Source organism: Streptomyces sp. NPDC088766, from assembly GCF_044750845.1.
Taxonomy (GTDB): domain Bacteria; phylum Actinomycetota; class Actinomycetes; order Streptomycetales; family Streptomycetaceae; genus Streptomyces.
In genome coordinates, this window is sequence record NZ_JBIVKQ010000009.1 from 187,874 (window position 1) to 203,689 (window position 15,816).

Below are 15,816 nucleotides of genomic sequence, written 5' to 3' on the forward strand. Positions count from 1 at the left end.
CGGCACCAGGGGCGTTCGCCGTGCGGCGTCCCACACGGGCACGACAGCCGCCGGGGCGTCACTCGTCGAGGTCCGGCAGCCGGTCCGGGGCGGGGCAGATCCGCTCGCCGTGCTGGTCGAAGACGAACAGGTGGGCGAGGTCGACGAGGAGCGGGACCTGCATGCCGTACCGCAGGTCGAAGTCGGGTGTGGTCCGCACGACCAGGTCGCCGGGCTGGCGGCCGTCCGGGGCGGCCACCGCGAGGGGCTGCTGCGCGGGCTCGTCCAGCACCACGACCGGCCCGGCCCGCCGGCTGCCGGCCCGCCCCCGCAGCCGGTCCAGCACCCCGCTCTCCCGCCGTCGCCGCCGGGACGGCCCGGCCTGCGGGCGCGGCGCCTCCAGGTCGGGTACGACGGCGGGGCGCGAGCCGGTGTCGAAGTGCACGAGCACCTCGTGGCCCTGGAACTCCACGTGCTCCACCAGGCCGGTGATGTGCGTCTCGCCGGGACGCGCCTCGGCGAGACGGCCGACGCGGACGGCCTCCGAGCGCAGACCGACGATCACCTCGCGGCCCTGCTGCACCCGCAGCAACTTGTGGTCCAGGGACAGCGGTTCGGGCAGCCGCAGGGCCTGCTTGCCGAGGCTGACCGTCATCGCCCCGTCGAGCGGGGCCCGGACCACGCCGCGCAGGAGGTTGATGCGCGGGGTGCCGACGAAGGCGGCCACGAAGACGTTGCGGGGCAGGGCGTAGACCGAGCGGGGGGTGCCGACCTGCTGGAGGACACCGCCGCGCAGGACCGCCACCCGGTCGCCGAGGGACATGGCCTCGGCCTGGTCGTGCGTGACGTACACCGTCGTCACGCCCAGTTTGCGCGTCAGGGAGGCTATTTCGGCCCGCAACCGGTTGCGGAGCTTGGCGTCCAGGTTGGACAGCGGTTCGTCCATCAGGAAGGCGGACGGGTGGCGGGCGATGGCCCGGCCCATGGCGACCCGCTGGCGCTCCCCGCCGGAGAGCTGGCCGGGGTAACGGTCGAGGAGGTCCTCGATGCCGAGCATCCGTGCGGTGGCGTCGACGCGGGGGGCCGGATCGGCGCCCGGGGCCTCGATGCGCAGCGGGAAACCGATGTTGTCCCGGCCGGTCATGGTCGGGTAGAGGGCGAAGTTCTGGAACACCATCGCGATGTCCCGGCCGGACGGCGGCAGATCGTTCGCGTACGCGCCGTCGAGCAGCAACTGCCCTTCCGTGATCTGCTCCAGCCCGGCGATCATCCGCAGCACCGTGGACTTTCCGCAGCCGGAGGGCCCGAGCAGCACGAGGAATTCGCCGGGCGCGATGTCCAGCGACAGCCGGTCCACCACACGGCAGCCGTCGGCGCGGTAGGCCTTGCTCACGTCGTGCAGGGAGATGGCGCGTGTCATGACAGGAGTCCCCGGGGCTCACGGACCCGCCGGCGCCCGCCCCGTCCGGATCGGGACGGGGCGGGCGCCGGGCGGACCCTGGGCGCGTGTGCTCGACAGCCTCCGAAGGGTCGAACGAGGCTGTGAGTCACGGAAGTTAACGGACTGTGCGCGCCCGGGGAAGAGAACCGGCCAGATCCGTGGCCGCGAAGTGCGGGCAACCCGCTCGCCGGAGCAGCCGCCCGGCTCGGCGTGCCGGGCCGGACCGGTCCCGGATCTGGGTCAGGCGGGCGAAGACCACGAGGTTGCCGGAGTGGCCGGACCTGCGGTCGAAGGTGCCGCCGCAGGTGATGAGCCGCAGTTCGGGGCGGCCCCGGTCGCCGTACACCTCCCGGTCGGGGAAGTGGGCCTTCTCGTACCCGCCGATCACGGAAGCACCGCGTGCCGCGCCTCAGATACCGCTCTTACGGCCCAAGGAGGAGCCGGTACGCCGGACTCCGCCCCGGCTCCCGGCTCCGCCACCGGCCCCGGCTCCGCCACCGGCTCCGGCCCCGCCACTGGCCCCGGCCCCGGCCCCGGCCCCGGGAGCGTCGTCACCGCCCGCCGTCCGCTCCCCCGGCCCGCCCCGTGCCGGTGAGCGCAGCGCCACCCCCGACGAGAGCAGCAACAGCCCGCCCAGCATCACGAACGGTGCCGCCACGCCTGCCACCCCGGCGATCACACCCGCGGCGGCCGGCGCGGCGACCTGGCCCAGGCGGTTGCCGGTCAGCCGGAGCGCGAGGGCGGTGGAGCGGGCGCCGTCGGGCGCGGCCCGGACGACGGTCGTCATGGACAGGGGCTGCCCGACCCCGAGGCAGAAGCCGAGCGCCGCGAGCATCACGGCCAGCGCCCACACCGGGACCGGCAGCGCTACCCCGGCGCACAGCAGGGCGGCCAGCAGGCAGGTCACGGTGAGCAGCACGGCCCGCCCGAGCAGCCGCAGCAGGGGCGTGAGGACCAGGCGGCAGGCGATGGTGGCGGCGGCCCGCAGACTGAGCAGCAGGCCGATCACCGACGGTGCGATGCCCCGGTGCTCGCCGACCACCGGCAGATAGGCGGTGAGGATGTCGGTCGCGGACAGCACCGAGAGGCTGACGAAGATGCCCGTGGGCACGCCCCGGGTGCGCAGGATGCGGACCACGGGTACGACGGGGACGCAGCCGCCCTTCGGCGTACGCGACGCGGCGGAGGTGTCCGGGTGCTCGATGCGCCACAGCGAGGTGAACGCGACCGCGGCGCCGGCTCCGGCGACGAGGAGGGCCAGCGCGCTGGTGCCGGCCATGTCGGAGCCGCCGATCAGGGCGCCCGCGGCGATCGGGCCGACCAGCTGGCCGAGCGAGGCGCCGATCGTGAAGTGGCCGAAGTTGCGGTCCTGGTCGTGCGGTGCCGACTGGCGGGCGACGAGCGACTGGGCGCCGATGACGAAGCAGAGGTGGCCGAGTCCCATGACGCCGCTCCACAGGGCCATCGCCCACAGGGAGCCGGCGACGCCGCTCAGCGCGCAGCCGCCGGCTGTCAGGACCACGCCGAAGGGCAGCAGGGGCGCGCACCGGCCGTGGTCGGTACGGCGCCCCAGCGGGACGGCGGCGAACAGCGGAAGGAGGGCGTACACACCGGCGATGACGCCGACCGCCCGTTCGTCCGCGCCCAGCGCGAGGGCCCGGTAGGAGACGGCGGGCCGGGCCATCGACACCGCCCCCTGCACGAAGCCGAAGGCGATGACGAGGCGGAGCAGCCAGCCGCGGTTCCCACCGGGCCCCATGGGTGTCTCCTCCCGGGCAGACGCAATGAGACGAAGCGATACGGCACAGGACCGGTCGCGGATCAGATGATCCCGAACAGCATTCCCGCCCCGAGGATCACCAGGCTGGTCAGGGCGGCCCACTTGACGACGAACCGCGTGTGGTCGCCGAACTCGACCTTGGCCATGCCGACGAGGACGTAGACGGCCGGGACGAGCGGGCTCGACATGTGCAGGGGCTGGCCCACCAGGGAGGCACGGGCGATCTCCAGCGAGGAGACCCCGTGGGCCTGGCCGGCCTCGGCGAGGACGGGCAGGACACCGAAGTAGAAGCCGTCGTTCGACATGAAGTAGGTGAGCGGGATGCTCAGGACGCCGGTGACGAAGGCCATGTGCGGGCCCATGCCGTCGGGGATGTTGTCCACCAGCCAGGTGGCCATGTGGTCGACCATGCCGGTGCCGGTGAGGACGCCGGTGAAGACGGCGGCGGCGAAGACCATGCCGGCGACGTTGAGGACGTTCTCGGCGTGCGCGCCGAGGCGGGCCTTCTGGTCGGGCATGTGCGGGAAGTTGACGGTGAGCGCGAGCGCGGCGCCGAGCAGGAACAGCACCGGGATCGGCAGCCACTCCATGATCATGGCGGTGAGCAGCGCGACCGTGAGGAGTGCGTTGAACCAGTACAGCTTGGGACGCAGGGTGGCGCGGTCCGGGTCCAGTCCGGCGAGGCGCTCGTCCTCCTCGGGCTCGTCGGCGTCGGCACCCGCGTCGGCACCCGCGTCGGCGTCGGCATCGGTGCCCGAACCCGAACCGCCCGCGGGGACGGCCTTCCTGTCGGTACCGGTCCCGGTTCCGGCACCGGTGCCGGCGCCCACGAGCACCGTCTCGGTCTCCGTCTCCTCCACCAGGACCTCGTCCAGCGTCAGCACGCCGAGCCGCTTGCGCTCGCGGCGGCCGAGGACGTAGGAGAGGGCGAAGACGCCCAGGAGGCCGACGGCCAGGGCCGGGATCATCGGGACGAAGATGTCGCCGGCGTCGAGCTTCAGGGCGGTGGCGGCGCGGGCGGTCGGGCCGCCCCAGGGCAGCGTGTTCATCACGCCGTTGGCCATCGCGGCGACACCGGTCATCACGACCAGGCTCATCTTCAGGCGCTTGTACAGCGGGTACATCGCCGAGACGGTGATCATGAAGGTGGTGGAGCCGTCGCCGTCGAGCGAGACGATCGCGGCGAGGAGCGCCGTGCCGACGACGATGCGCAGCGGGTCGGCCTTGCAGAACTTCAGGATGGCCCGCACGATCGGGTCGAACAGACCGACGTCGATCATCACACCGAAGTAGACGATCGCGAACATGAGCATCGCCGCGGTGGGGGCGAGGCTGGAGACGCCGTCGAGGACGTAGTCCCCGAGCTTGGCGCCCTTCCCGACGAAGACACAGAACAGTGCCGGGATCAGGACGAGCGCCGCGATCGGCGACATCTTCTTCAGCATGATCAGGACCAGGAAGGTCGCGATCATGGCGAAGCCGAGGATGGTCAGCATGAATGGATACCTAACGTTCGCCCTTGAACATCCCACCTGGGGGTCGGCGGTGCGTCGACGTTAGGACCGTTCAAACGGTGTTAACAAGACGTTGACGTGCGAGCAATAAGCGCAAAACTCCAGGTCAGCCGGTGGGGGTGAGTTCGACGGGTACGCCGTTGAGGACGGCGTTGCCGGACAGCGGGTCGAGCAGGCTGCCGTCGAGGAGCTGGTTGACGTTGACTCCGGGGTCGGCGCAGGCGTGGCCGAGCCGGGTGCCCGGGCGGTCGTGGCCCCAGCCGTGCGGGATGCTGACGACGCCCCGGCGCACCCCGTCGGTCACCTCGGCCGGCAGGGTCACCGCTCCCCCGGCGCCCTTGACCCGCACCGGCTCCCCGTCGCGCAGCCCGAGCCGCTCGGCGTCCTCGGGGTGGACCTGGACGGTGCAGCGGTTGCTGCCGCCGGTGAGAGCGGGGACGTTGTGCATCCAGCTGTTGTTGGACCTCAGGTGCCGGCGTCCGACGAGGACGAGCCCGGCGGGTCGCTCGCCCGCCGCCCGCCGCAGCCGCGGGAGATCGTCGGCGATCGGCCGGGGCAGCAGCTCGATCTTCCCGCTGCGGGTCTTCAGCGGCTGCGGCAGGCGCGGCCGCAGCGGCCCGAGGTCGATACCGTGCGGGCGGTCGAGGAGCCGCTCCAGGCACAGCCCGTCGGGGCGGGCGCCGAAGCCGTCGCCGTAGGGGCCGAGGCGCAGCATCATGTCGAGCCGGCGTTCGGGGCCGCTGTCGCCGGCGAGCCGTGCCGCGAGGTCCTCGGGGTCGCGGCCGTGCACGGGTGAGTGCGGGTCCTCGACCGCCTTGCCGAGGGTCTGGCCGATGACCAGGTCGTCGACGGCGCGGGGGTCGGCGCCGTGCATCCCGGTGACGGCCAGGGTCAGCCGGGCGAGGATCTCGGTCTCGGCCATCCGGCCCGGCTCCAGCGGGACCGCGGGGCGGGTGTAGCGGACCTGGTTGCGGACGGCGAGGGTGTTGAAGGCGAAGTCGTGGTGGGGGCTCTGGGACGGCGGGGGCGGCGGCAGGACGACGTCGGCGTGGCGCGAGGTCTCGTTGAGGTACGGGTCCACGCTGACCATGAAGTCGAGCGAGTCGAGCGCCTTGTCCAGCCGGTCGCCGTCGGGCGCGGAGAGCACCGGGTTGGCGGCCACGGCGATCAGCGCCCGGACCGGGGTGCCCTCGTCCGTCACGGTGTCGATCTCCTCGGCGAGCGCGGAGAGCGGCAGTTCGCCCTTGGCCTCGGGGTGCCGGCTCACACGGGAGTGCCAGCGCCCGAGCGCGAAGCCCCGGCCGGGACCGGCGGGCCGGGGCGTCCGGTCCGTGGCGGCCTGCGGGAAGAGGGCACCGCCAAACCGGTCGAGGTTGCCGGTGAGGATGTTGAGGACGTCGACGAGCCAGCTCGCGAGGGTGCCGTACGGGACGGTGCAGCTGCCGATGCGGCCGTAGACGGCGGCGGTGGGGGCGGCGGCGAGTTCACGGGCGAGGGTGCGCACGAGCGCGGCGTCCACGTCGCAGGCGGCCGTCACCGCCTCCGGAGTGAAGTCGCTGACGGCGTCGCGGAGTTCGTCGACTCCCTGCACATGGTCGCTCAAGTCGCCGAGCCGCACGAGCCCTTCCTCGAACAGCACGTGTGCCATCGCCGCCAGCAGCAGGGCGTCGGCGCCGGGCCGGATCGCGATGTGCCGGTCGGCGAGCCGCGCGGTGCGGGTGCGGCGGGGGTCGACGACCGTGAGGGTGCCGCCGCGGGCCCTGAGCGCCTTGAGCTTGCCGGGGAAGTCGGGGGCGGTGCACAGACTCCCGTTGGACTCCAGGGGGTTGGCCCCGATCAGGAGCAGGTGGTCGGTGTGGTCCAGGTCGGGCACCGGGATGGCGCCCGCGTCGCCGAAGAGGAGTCCGCTGGAGACGTGCTTGGGCATCTGGTCCACCGTCGAGGCGGTGAAGAGGCTGCGGGTGCCGAGTCCGGCGAGCAGTACGGGCGGGTAGAGCGCGCCGGCCATGGTGTGCACGTTGGGGTTGCCCAGGACGACGCCGACCGCGTGCGGGCCGTGGCGCTCGACGACCGGGCGGATCCCGGCGGCGACGGCGTCGAAGGCCTCCGCCCAGGTGGCCTCGCGCAGCTCGCCGTTCCGGCGGACGAGGGGTGTGCGCAGCCGGTCGGGGTCGCCGTCGACGGCGCCGAAGGCGGCGCCCTTGGGGCAGATGAACCCGTTGCTGAAGACGTCTTCGCGGTCGCCGCGGGCACGGGTGACCCGGGTTCCCTCGATGGTCAGGGTCAGCCCGCAGGTGGCCTCGCACAGGGGGCAGATTCGCAGGGCGGTGCGGGACACGGGTCCTCCTGGGAAGGCGGCGGCTGTGGCGCTCTCGTCCGCCGAGCATACCGACCGGTATGCATGCTGGGGAGGTCCTGGCCCGCGGGATCCGGCGGACGCCTCAGTCCAGCACGCGCCCCAGGTACGCCCGCAGCAGCTCCCGCGTCTCCTCGATGACCTTCGGGTCACCCTCGGGCGTCACCCGGAAGGCCAGGTGGACGAGGGTGTCGGCGGTCTCCACGGCGATCAGCAAGGCGCGGCTCAGGTCCTCGTCGGGGGTGCGGCCGAGGTGGTCGGAGAGCAGGTCGGCGAGGCGGTCGGCGACGCGGTGGTTGGGTTCGGCGCGCGAGCCGACCGGGATCTGGTTGCCGAAGTCCACGAGCGAGAAGCCGGGCGCGGTGCGCTTCATGGCGAGGTACTCGTCGAGGACGGCGTCCATCGCGGCCCGCCAGTCCCCCTGCCGGGCGCCCCGCAGCCGCTCGGTGACCCGCTCGGCGTACCGCTCCAGGTTGCGCTGGGCCAGCGCGTCGGCCATCTGCTTCTTGTTGCCGAAGAAGCGGTAGACCGACCCGATGGGGACGCCGGCCCGCTGGGCGACGGCACGGGTGCTCAGCGCGTCGTAGCCGACCTCGTCCAGGAGGTCGGCGCAGGCGTCGAGGATCCTGGTCAGCCGTTCGGCGCTGCGCCGCTGCACGGGCGCGCGACGGAGCGATGTCGCGTGGGGCACGGGCTTCATGATGCCTTTCCGCCGCGGTCCGGTGAACCTCGCCCCTCGGTACGGAGAAAGGTGCCCGGTGCACTCAACGCGGTGGGGGACGACGCGCCCGCGCCGTCCGGAGCACCAGGCCCGGAACCGGTGCCCGGCTCCGCTTCCGGCTCAGCCTCCGGCTCCGGCGACGCCTTCGTCTCCGTCTCCGTCTCCGTCTCCGTCTCCGAGGCCGTGATGTCCGCCGTGCTCTCCACCGGCTTCCCGTCGACCGCCCACACCGTGCCGTCGTCGGCGTACAGCCGTGCGGTGACCTGATGGGTGCCGTGCGCGAGGTAGCCCTCGGGGATGCGGTAGGAGGGGTCGCGCAGGTCGGCGAGGGGCGAGCCGTCCACGAAGAGCCGGGCGATGCCGCGACCGCCGACCGCCGCCTCCGCGCCGGACGGCGACAAGCGGAAGTCGCGCAGCTTCAGGCGCACGTCCCAGCCACCCTTCGCGTCGGGTTCCACCTCGAGACCGACCTGCGGCGCGCCCTTCCCGCCGATCTCCCGGTAGTGCCGCCCGTCGTCGTCCGTGTCGTCGAGCACCTTGCCCACGGGCGAGGGCGAGGGCGAGAGCGTGCTCTCCCGCCCGGCCGGCGCGGGCGCGCCACTGGTTCCGCAACCCGCGGATCCGGTCACCGACAGGACACAGACCGCGAGCGCGGGCAGGATTCCACGCGTCCACGACATGCCCGGGAGCGTAGAACACGGGTACGACACAGGGATCCTCCCGGGGTCGGGTTCTCGCCATCTGTGATCGTCCTCCGAGAGGAGGACCCGCGCACCTCTTGCGTCCGGGAAACCGCAATCCTACGGTGATGCAGAGGAATCGGCGGTCGAGGGAGCACGCATGAACAGCGGGGACGCACGCAAGACGGCGGAGGGGCTGACGTACCTCACGGGATTCGGCAACGAGCACGCCTCCGAGGCCGTGCCCGGCGCCCTGCCCGAGGGCCGCAACTCCCCGCAGCGCGCCCCCCTGGGCCTGTACGCGGAGCAGCTCAGCGGCTCCGCCTTCACCGAGCCGCGCGCCGACAACCGCCGCTCGTGGCTGTACCGGATCCGCCCCTCGGCGGCGCACCCGGCGTTCACCCGCACGGACAACGGCCGGCTGCGCACCGCCCCCTTCACCGACACGGTCCCGGACCCGAACCGGCTGCGCTGGAACCCCCTCCCCGACCCCGCGCCGGGGACGGACTTCCTCGGGGGCCTGTGGACCCTGGGCGGCAACGGCGACGCCGCGCAGCGCGCCGGCATGGCCGTGCACCTCTACCACGCCGACGCCGCCATGGACCGGGTGTTCAGCGACGCCGACGGCGAGCTGCTGATCGTGCCGGAGCGCGGCGGCCTGCTGCTGCGCACCGAGTTCGGTCTGCTGCACGCCGAGCCGGGGCACATCGCGCTGATCCCGCGCGGGGTCCGCTTCCGGGTGGAACCGCTCGACGGGACCGCGCGCGGTTACGTGTGCGAGAACTACGGCGCCCCGTTCCGCCTCCCCGACCTCGGCCCCATCGGTGCCAACGGCCTGGCCAACCCGCGCGACTTCCGCGCGCCCGTCGCCGCGTACGAGGACGTCGAGGGTCCGGTGGAGGTGGTCAACAAGTACTGCGGCAACCTCTGGACGGCCACCTACGACCACTCGCCCCTCGACGTCGTCGCCTGGCACGGCAACCACGTCCCGTACGTCTACGACCTGCGCCGCTTCAACGTCATCGGCACGATCTCGTACGACCACCCGGACCCGTCGATCTTCACGGTGCTGACGTCCCCGTCCGACACCCCCGGTCTGGCGGGCGTGGACTTCGTGGTCTTCGCGCCGCGCTGGCTGGTGGGCGAGGACACCTTCCGGCCGCCGTACTTCCACCGGAACGTGATGAGCGAGTACATGGGCCTGATAGAGGGGGCCTACGACGCAAAGGCGGAAGGCTTCGTGCCGGGCGGCGGCTCGCTGCACAACATGATGTCGGCGCACGGCCCGGACCGCGAGACGTTCGACCGGGCCTGCGCGGCCGACCTGGTGCCGCACAAGGTCGACGACGGGCTGGCGTTCATGTTCGAGACGCGGTGGCCGCTCGCCCTCACCCCGCAGGCGGCCGGCGCGGACCACCTGCAACAGGGCTACGACGACGTGTGGTCGGGCCTCGAACGTCACTTCCGCCCCTTGCACTAGAGGATTCCCGCCGGGTACGGATGGCCCCGTGACCTCCTTCGCGCCGGACTCGATCGTCCTGAACCGCAAGCTGCCGCTCTGGTACCAGGTGTCGCAGTCGCTGCGCGCCTCGATACTCGGCCGCTCGCCCGCGGACCCCCTGCGGCTGCCCACCGAGGAGCAGCTGGCCGGGCACTACGGAGTGAGCGTGCTGACCATGCGGCAGGCGCTCAAGGAGCTGGAGGACGAGGGGCTGATCACCCGGCACCGCCGGCGCGGCACGTTCATCGAGCCGACGGCCCAGCGGGGCGCCCCGGTGCGGCTGCTGGGCTCGGTCGACGCGATCGTGGCCCAGCAGTCGGGCATGGCGGTGGAACTGCTCTCGCACGGCGCGGCGCCGGTCCCGGCGGACGTCGCCGAGTACTTCCCCGACCTGGCGGAGGTGGCGACGTACCACCGGCTGCGCGGCGACGAGAAGACGGGCGAGCCGACCAACCACGCCCGCAACTACGTCCGTCCGGAACTCGCCGCGGTGATCGACCCGCAGGACCTGGTGCGCCGGCCGATGACCAAGGTGCTGCGGGACGTGGTGGGCGCGGACATCAGCCGGATCACCGACACGGTCGAGGCCCGTCTCGCGGACCCGGAGACCGCCCGGCTGCTCCGGGTACCGCTGCTCAGCCCGATCCTGCACTACACGGGCGTCACCTACGACAGCGGCGGCCGCCCGCTGGACGTGGCCGTCATCCACTACCGCGGCGACCGCTTCTCCTTCACGGTCACCCTCGACGCGCACTGAGCACGTCGTACGATGCCACGCGTGACGCGCGACGAAGCTCCGCCGCTGGCGGACCTCATGCCGTGGTCGGTCGCACCGCCGCGGCTCGGCCGGGGGTGGCCGACGGCCCCCGACCCGGCTTCCCTGCGGGCCCGTTGGGACCGCCTCCTGAAGGCGGAGGGAGCGGACCGCGAGGCCCTCTTCCAGCCGACCCGCTCGCGCACCGCGCGCACCGCGGTCGCACAGCTGCCCGGCGGGCCCGCCGGCACCGGGAGACTGATCCGCGCCACCGGTCCCTGCCCCGAGCCGGTCCGGGTCCTGGCGGCCCCCTTCGACGAGCGGTGGCTCATCCCCGACCACCGGCTGATCGACGCGGCCCGCCCCGAGCTGTGGCGGGTGGCGGACGCACACCAGGTCTTCGTGGTGGAGTCGGCCGAGGCCCCGCACCTCCTGGCGACCTCCCGCTTCCCGACGCTCCGCGCCGGCCGGATCCGCCCGCTGTACCGCCGCCCCGGCGGCGGGGAACCCAACCTCGCGCCGGGCCTGCTGGACCACCTCGGCCACTCCCGCGACCCGCTGGACTTCCTCGCCTGGACCCTCGCCGCCGTCCGTCCCGACCTCACGGTCCCGCTCACCCGGGACCCCGGCCTGTGGTCCCGCGGCGTCGCACTGGGCCACCGCCTGCTGCGGCTCCTGCGCCGCGACGGCGAGCGCCCCAAGCTGCCCGGCGGCCGCCGCCCCTACGTCCGCGCCCCGCTCCCCGCGCTGCCCCTGACCGTCCGCTACGACCCCGTCGAGGAGGCCCTCCACCTCGACGGGGGACGCATCTCCCCGGTCACCCCGCAGGCCTGGGACTTCCAGGCGGGCGGCGTCCGGGTCCTGGAGCAGTGGCTCGCGGTCCGCACGGCACCCGGCGAGGCCGGCACCCTCTGCGCCCTCCGCCCGCGCACCTGGCCCCAGCCCTGGACCTCGGAACTCCTGGAACTCATCACGGTGTTGACCCTGCTGACGGAACTCCTGCCCCGGCGGGCCGAGTTGCAGGTGACGGACGGCGTCACGGCGTCGGACCTGCGCGCGGCGGGCGTGCTGCCGGTACCGCACCGGGCCCGCCGCCCCGCCTCGGTCCTGACCCTGGACGAGGAGGGCCCGGAGGGCCAGTTGGCGCTCCTCTAGGACGTGCTCACGGCCCGGGCGTGCTCACGGCCTGGTCGCGAAGGCGTCCAGCACCCGCTCCACCGCGAACCCGAACACCGCCTCCAGGTCGACCGGCCCGGGATCCTCGGAGAAGGCCGCGGCCATCCGCAGCCGGCGGCCCGGGGGCGGTGGCGGGAGGTGGACTCGCCGGTCGGGCCGTTGCGGGCGCTGCTGCCTCCGATCACACTGCCGGGTGGAGTGGAGGCGCGGATGGGGCCTGTGCCCGCGCTCGGGGAGCACACCGAAGCCTTGCTGCGTGCCGTGGGGATGACGGACGAGGAGATCGCAGCGCTGCGCCGGGACGGTGTGGCCTCCTGAGCGCGGGCCTCAGTGCTTGTTGTTGCCGAACAGCGAACGGCGCAGCCGGCGCAGTGGCGCGAACAGCGAGACCCCGCTGACCCGGGCGCCCCCCGGACTGCGGTGGGCGGGCGCGCGCGACGTCAGTTCCCGCATCAGGGAGGTCGCCTCGACCGTCTCCCGCTGCGGTATGGCGGGGCCCGCCAGCACCGAGAGATGACGGTCGAGACGCGAACTGGTCGCGTTGCTCCCGCAGGTGATCGCAGGGACCCTCGCCCTGCTGCGCATCGTTATCTGTTCCATGTCACTCCCCACCCGTACGAGTCCACCCGGCCCGGGCAGGGTAACCCTATCGCCCCGGCGAGGCACACGTGTATCGCGGTCACGGGAATCACCTTCCCCGTAAGGGGGTTGACGACCCCTCCGCCATTACTCTCCGAATCCGACCGATTTCAGGGTGAGTTGGACAACCGGCTGAGTAGTGGGCTGCGGTGATCCGCCGTCGGGCTCGACGGTCACGGCGAGTGACGCCGACGAGGGCTCGAGCCCGGTGGCGACCAAGGGCGTGTCACCCTCGAAGAGGCCGAGGGAGCGCGGTTGCGCGTCGGGGCGCATGACCCAGAGCTGGTGCACCCGCCCGCCGGGCAGCCCGTCGTGTCCGCTCAACGTGACGACCGCCTCGCCCGCCGAAGCGGAGGCGATCACTCCGATCGTGCCGCCCCGCGCGTCCTTGCCGGTGCTCGCGCGGGCGTCCGGAGCGGCGAGAACGTGGGCGATCTCACGTGCCCGGGCCCGCTCGGCGTCGAGCTGGTCCTGGGTGCGACCGGCCTGGACCGCGAAGAGGGAGGCGACGACGAGCGCGGCGGCGGCCGTGGCGGTGGCGAACGGCACGAACAGCGGGCGGCGCGCCCGGGGCGCACGGGAGCGTCCGGGCGGCGGCCGCATGCCCCAGACATGCGGCGGCAGTTGGGGCGCGCGCTCCCGCGACGGCTCACGCGCGGGCTCCTGCGGCGTCGTCCGTACGGCGGCCAGGACCCGGTCCCGCATCGCGGTCGGGGGCTGCGCGGCCGTCGACCAGGCCAGCCGGACGGCGTCCTCGGACAGGGCGCGCACCTCGGCGGCGCAGCGGTCGCAGCCGCTCAGGTGTTTCTCGAAGCGGCGCCGCTCGCCGGATTCGAGGGCGTCGAGGGCGTAGGGCGCCGCCAGCGAGTGCAGGTCCTCGCGGCGGAGGAAGCCGAGGACGCTCATGCGGCACCTCCCAGGCAGTGGCGCAGCCGCGTGAGTCCGTCGCGCATCCGGGTCTTGACCGTGCCCAGCGGCAGCGAGAGCCGTTCGGCGACTTCGCGGTAGGTGTAGCCGTCGTAGTAGGCGAGGGTGACGGACTGTCGTTGCAGGGCCGTCAGCCGGTCCAGGCAGCGGCGTACCCACTCGCGCTCCAGACCGGCCTCCACCTCCTCGGTCACCTGGTCGAAGGCGGGGTGGTGGGCGCGCTGCGCCTCGCGCTGCTCGCGCTCGCCGGCCGCGCGGGCAGCGCGCACCCGGTCGACGGCGCGGCGGTGGGCGAGGGTGAGGATCCACGACAGCGCGCTGCCGCGCCGGGGGTCGAACCTGGCGGCGGAGCGCCAGAGTTCGAGCAGCACCTCCTGGGAGACCTCCTCCGACTGCGCGGGGTCCCGCACGACGCGCCGCACGAGTCCGAACACCGGCCCGGACACGATGGCGTAGAGCCGCTCGAACGCGTTCTGGTCGCCTCCCGCGACGAGCACCAGCAACTCGTCCGCCTCCATCCGGTCCCCCTCCCCGCGGCCGCACCCCGGCCGTCCCGTCGTACCAGGCACTCGCAACGCACACACCTCCGGCAGGGGTACGGATTCCAGGGGCGAAAACGCGGGTGAGCAGGAAAGAAAAAGTTTTTGTTTTCCGACCAATCCAGTCGGCATCCCCATTCCGTATCACTGTCCGTCAGGCAAGTTGGCACTGAGGACGGACGGCATGACAGCTATCTCCAGGAGCGGATCCGGACGCAGGGGCGTCGCGACCCTCATATGCGGGGCACTGGCCGCCGGGGGCCTCGCGGCCGCCGGCGTCGCCACGCTGGCACCCGGGGAGGCGGCCGCCTCCAGCCACCGGGAGGCCCCGCTCATATCGGGCACCCCGCAGTACGACAACACCGACGTGTACGCCTTCGTGAGCCCGGACAAACCGGATACCACGACGATCGTCGCGAACTGGATCCCGTTCGAGGAGCCGGCCGGCGGCCCGAACTTCTTCCCGTTCGCGGAGGACGCCCAGTACGACATCCACATCGACAACAACGGTGACGCGCAGGGCGAACTGCTCTTCCGCTACACCTTCAAGACGCATGTGAAGAACAAGAAGACGTTCCTGTACAACACCGGGGCGGTCGAGAGCCTGAACGACCCCGACCTGAACGTGACCCAGACGTACGACCTCGAACTGGTCAAGCTGGAGAAGGGGAAGGCCGTCCACAGGACCAAGCTCGCGGACGACGTGCCGGTGGCACCGTCGAACGTCGGCAAGGCGTCGATGCCCGACTACGCCAAGCTGCGCAAGCAGGCGGTCTACAAGCTCTCCAACGGTTCGCAGACCTTCGCCGGCCAGGCCGACGACCCGTTCTTCCTCGACCTGCGCGTCTTCGACCTGCTGTACGGCGGGAACCTCTCCGAGGTCGGCAACGACACGCTCAAGGGCTACAACGTCAACTCGATCGCCCTCCAGGTGCCGACGGACCTGATCACCGAGTCCGAGCACCAGTCGATCGTGGGCATCTGGTCGACCACCCAGCGCCGTAACGCGCAGGGCTACTACGCGCAGGTCTCCCGGCTGGGCAACCCGCTGGTCAACGAGGTCGTCAACCCCATCAAGGACAAGGACAGGTTCAACGCGTCCGAGCCGAAGGACGACGGCCAGTTCCTGAAGAACGTCACCAACCCGGAGCTGCCGAAGCTCATCGAGGCGATCTACAAGATCAAGGCGCCCGCCGAGCCGCGCAACGACCTGGTGGACGTGTTCCTCAAGGGCGTGAAGGGACTCAACCAGCCGCCGTACGTGACGCCTTCGGAGCAGCTGCGCCTCAACACCTCCATCAAGCCGACCGCCTCCCCCAAGCGGCTCGGCGTGCTGGACGGCGACAACGCGGGCTTCCCCAACGGGCGCCGGCTCACCGACGACGTGATCGACGCCGCGCTGCAGGTCGTCGAGGGCGAACTGCTGGGCGCCAAGAACGACCTGGGTGACGCGGTCGACAAGAACGACAAGCACTTCGAGAAGGCCTTCCCCTACGTCGCACTGCCGACCGAGGGTTCACGCGGCCCGCTCGCCAAGGGCGTCAGCACGGGCAACGACGTCCGCAACCAGCTCGGCGACGCGCTCCAGCCCGCGGGCACCACGTCCGGAACGGACACCACCGTGATCGCCGCCTCGGCGGGCGCCGGCGCGGCCGGAATCCTGCTCATCGGCGGCGGACTGATGTGGTGGCGCCGGACGAGCGGCGGCCACGGCCGACGGGCGTACCGGGGCTAGGCACTCCGGCCACGGGTCCGGAGGCGGCCCTGCGGGGGCGTCGTGGCGGGTCGCGTGCCTGCGGCGGTGCCGCA

At 72.7% G+C, this 15,816-nt stretch carries 14 protein-coding genes and 2 pseudogenes; 5 read left to right on the top strand and 11 right to left on the bottom strand.

The annotated features are described in order from the left end of the window. Window positions 1-58: 58 nt before the first annotated feature. The 7 genes from ACIP5W_RS15360 to ACIP5W_RS15390 all read right to left on the bottom strand — a co-directional run bounded on the left by ACIP5W_RS15360 (window position 59) and on the right by ACIP5W_RS15390 (window position 8,471). A complete protein-coding gene (locus ACIP5W_RS15360) occupies window positions 59-1,399 on the bottom strand; it encodes an ABC transporter ATP-binding protein (RefSeq protein WP_401472402.1) in 1,341 nt (446 codons plus the stop codon). A 136-nt stretch (window positions 1,400-1,535) separates the two neighbouring features. Next, the gene (locus tag ACIP5W_RS15365; RefSeq protein WP_401472405.1) at window positions 1,536-1,808 is read right to left on the bottom strand and encodes a hypothetical protein; all 273 of its coding nucleotides are present in this window, start codon (window positions 1,806-1,808) and stop codon (window positions 1,536-1,538) included. A 21-nt stretch (window positions 1,809-1,829) separates the two neighbouring features. Beyond that, window positions 1,830-3,179 (bottom strand): MFS transporter, encoded by a 1,350-nt coding sequence (locus ACIP5W_RS15370; protein WP_401472408.1) that lies wholly within the window; start codon window positions 3,177-3,179, stop codon window positions 1,830-1,832. A gap of 62 nt (window positions 3,180-3,241) precedes the next feature. Further along, window positions 3,242-4,696, bottom strand: a complete 1,455-nt coding sequence (locus tag ACIP5W_RS15375; protein WP_401472411.1) for a CitMHS family transporter — start codon at window positions 4,694-4,696, stop codon at window positions 3,242-3,244. A gap of 124 nt (window positions 4,697-4,820) precedes the next feature. Then, window positions 4,821-7,052: a molybdopterin oxidoreductase family protein gene (locus ACIP5W_RS15380; RefSeq protein ID WP_401472414.1), complete on the bottom strand. Its 2,232-nt coding sequence runs from the start codon at window positions 7,050-7,052 to the stop codon at window positions 4,821-4,823. A 103-nt stretch (window positions 7,053-7,155) separates the two neighbouring features. Then, on the bottom strand, window positions 7,156-7,770 hold the full coding sequence (locus tag ACIP5W_RS15385; RefSeq protein WP_401472417.1) for a TetR family transcriptional regulator: 615 nt from the start codon (window positions 7,768-7,770) through the stop codon (window positions 7,156-7,158). Continuing rightward, entirely contained in the window at window positions 7,767-8,471 is a 705-nt protein-coding gene (locus tag ACIP5W_RS15390) for a nuclear transport factor 2 family protein (RefSeq protein ID WP_401472420.1), read from the bottom strand. Before ACIP5W_RS15390 ends, ACIP5W_RS15385 begins: the two co-directional genes overlap by 4 nt. 160 nt (window positions 8,472-8,631) lie before the next feature. On the opposite strand from ACIP5W_RS15390, the gene hmgA reads away from it, so the two are divergent. From hmgA to ACIP5W_RS15405, 3 genes are read left to right on the top strand one after another with little or no spacing between them, the layout of a single operon-like run. Next, complete coding sequence (hmgA, locus tag ACIP5W_RS15395; RefSeq protein WP_401472423.1) at window positions 8,632-9,951, top strand: homogentisate 1,2-dioxygenase; 1,320 nt, start codon at window positions 8,632-8,634, stop codon at window positions 9,949-9,951. A 28-nt stretch (window positions 9,952-9,979) separates the two neighbouring features. Next, window positions 9,980-10,729, top strand: coding sequence for a GntR family transcriptional regulator (locus ACIP5W_RS15400; protein WP_401472426.1), 750 nt, complete (start codon window positions 9,980-9,982; stop codon window positions 10,727-10,729). Between the two features lie 12 nt (window positions 10,730-10,741). Then, a complete protein-coding gene (locus ACIP5W_RS15405; protein WP_401472429.1) occupies window positions 10,742-11,881 on the top strand; it encodes a type ISP restriction/modification enzyme in 1,140 nt (379 codons plus the stop codon). Between the two features lie 24 nt (window positions 11,882-11,905). Here ACIP5W_RS15405 and ACIP5W_RS15410 read toward each other — a convergent pair. Further along, window positions 11,906-12,010 (bottom strand): annotated as a pseudogene (locus ACIP5W_RS15410) (TetR/AcrR family transcriptional regulator); the annotation flags it as partial. Here ACIP5W_RS15410 and ACIP5W_RS15415 point away from each other — a divergent pair. Continuing rightward, a pseudogene (locus ACIP5W_RS15415) lies at window positions 12,002-12,220 on the top strand (CoA transferase); the annotation flags it as partial. The pseudogenes ACIP5W_RS15410 and ACIP5W_RS15415 sit on opposite strands and share 9 nt — an antisense overlap. A 9-nt stretch (window positions 12,221-12,229) precedes the next feature. On the opposite strand, the gene ACIP5W_RS15420 reads toward ACIP5W_RS15415, so the two are convergent. The 3 genes from ACIP5W_RS15420 to ACIP5W_RS15430 form a co-directional block, all read right to left on the bottom strand. Next, entirely contained in the window at window positions 12,230-12,502 is a 273-nt protein-coding gene (locus tag ACIP5W_RS15420; protein WP_401472432.1) for a hypothetical protein, read from the bottom strand. Window positions 12,503-12,628: 126 nt separating this feature from the next. Continuing rightward, on the bottom strand, window positions 12,629-13,447 hold the full coding sequence (locus ACIP5W_RS15425) for an anti-sigma factor domain-containing protein (protein ID WP_401472435.1): 819 nt from the start codon (window positions 13,445-13,447) through the stop codon (window positions 12,629-12,631). Next, a complete protein-coding gene (locus ACIP5W_RS15430; protein WP_401472438.1) occupies window positions 13,444-13,986 on the bottom strand; it encodes a sigma-70 family RNA polymerase sigma factor in 543 nt (180 codons plus the stop codon). Before ACIP5W_RS15430 ends, ACIP5W_RS15425 begins: the two co-directional genes overlap by 4 nt. A gap of 205 nt (window positions 13,987-14,191) precedes the next feature. Here ACIP5W_RS15430 and ACIP5W_RS15435 point away from each other — a divergent pair, with 205 nt between their 5' ends. Next, entirely contained in the window at window positions 14,192-15,742 is a 1,551-nt protein-coding gene (locus ACIP5W_RS15435) for a DUF4331 domain-containing protein (RefSeq protein WP_401472441.1), read from the top strand. Window positions 15,743-15,816: the final 74 nt, after the last annotated feature.

What these genes read in the sequence shown, in the direction of transcription:
- hmgA (WP_401472423.1), top strand. Translation starts at nt 8,632, where the DNA reads ATGAACAGCGGGGACGCACGCAAGACGGCGGAGGGGCTGACGTACCTC.
- ACIP5W_RS15360 (WP_401472402.1), bottom strand. Translation starts at nt 1,399, where the DNA reads ATGACACGCGCCATCTCCCTGCACGACGTGAGCAAGGCCTACCGCGCC.
- ACIP5W_RS15425 (WP_401472435.1), bottom strand. Translation starts at nt 13,447, where the DNA reads ATGAGCGTCCTCGGCTTCCTCCGCCGCGAGGACCTGCACTCGCTGGCG.
- ACIP5W_RS15430 (WP_401472438.1), bottom strand. Translation starts at nt 13,986, where the DNA reads ATGGAGGCGGACGAGTTGCTGGTGCTCGTCGCGGGAGGCGACCAGAAC.
- ACIP5W_RS15435 (WP_401472441.1), top strand. Translation starts at nt 14,192, where the DNA reads ATGACAGCTATCTCCAGGAGCGGATCCGGACGCAGGGGCGTCGCGACC.
- ACIP5W_RS15370 (WP_401472408.1), bottom strand. Translation starts at nt 3,179, where the DNA reads ATGGGGCCCGGTGGGAACCGCGGCTGGCTGCTCCGCCTCGTCATCGCC.
- ACIP5W_RS15405 (WP_401472429.1), top strand. Translation starts at nt 10,742, where the DNA reads ATGCCACGCGTGACGCGCGACGAAGCTCCGCCGCTGGCGGACCTCATG.
- ACIP5W_RS15385 (WP_401472417.1), bottom strand. Translation starts at nt 7,770, where the DNA reads ATGAAGCCCGTGCCCCACGCGACATCGCTCCGTCGCGCGCCCGTGCAG.
- ACIP5W_RS15390 (WP_401472420.1), bottom strand. Translation starts at nt 8,471, where the DNA reads ATGTCGTGGACGCGTGGAATCCTGCCCGCGCTCGCGGTCTGTGTCCTG.
- ACIP5W_RS15375 (WP_401472411.1), bottom strand. Translation starts at nt 4,696, where the DNA reads ATGCTGACCATCCTCGGCTTCGCCATGATCGCGACCTTCCTGGTCCTG.
- ACIP5W_RS15420 (WP_401472432.1), bottom strand. Translation starts at nt 12,502, where the DNA reads ATGGAACAGATAACGATGCGCAGCAGGGCGAGGGTCCCTGCGATCACC.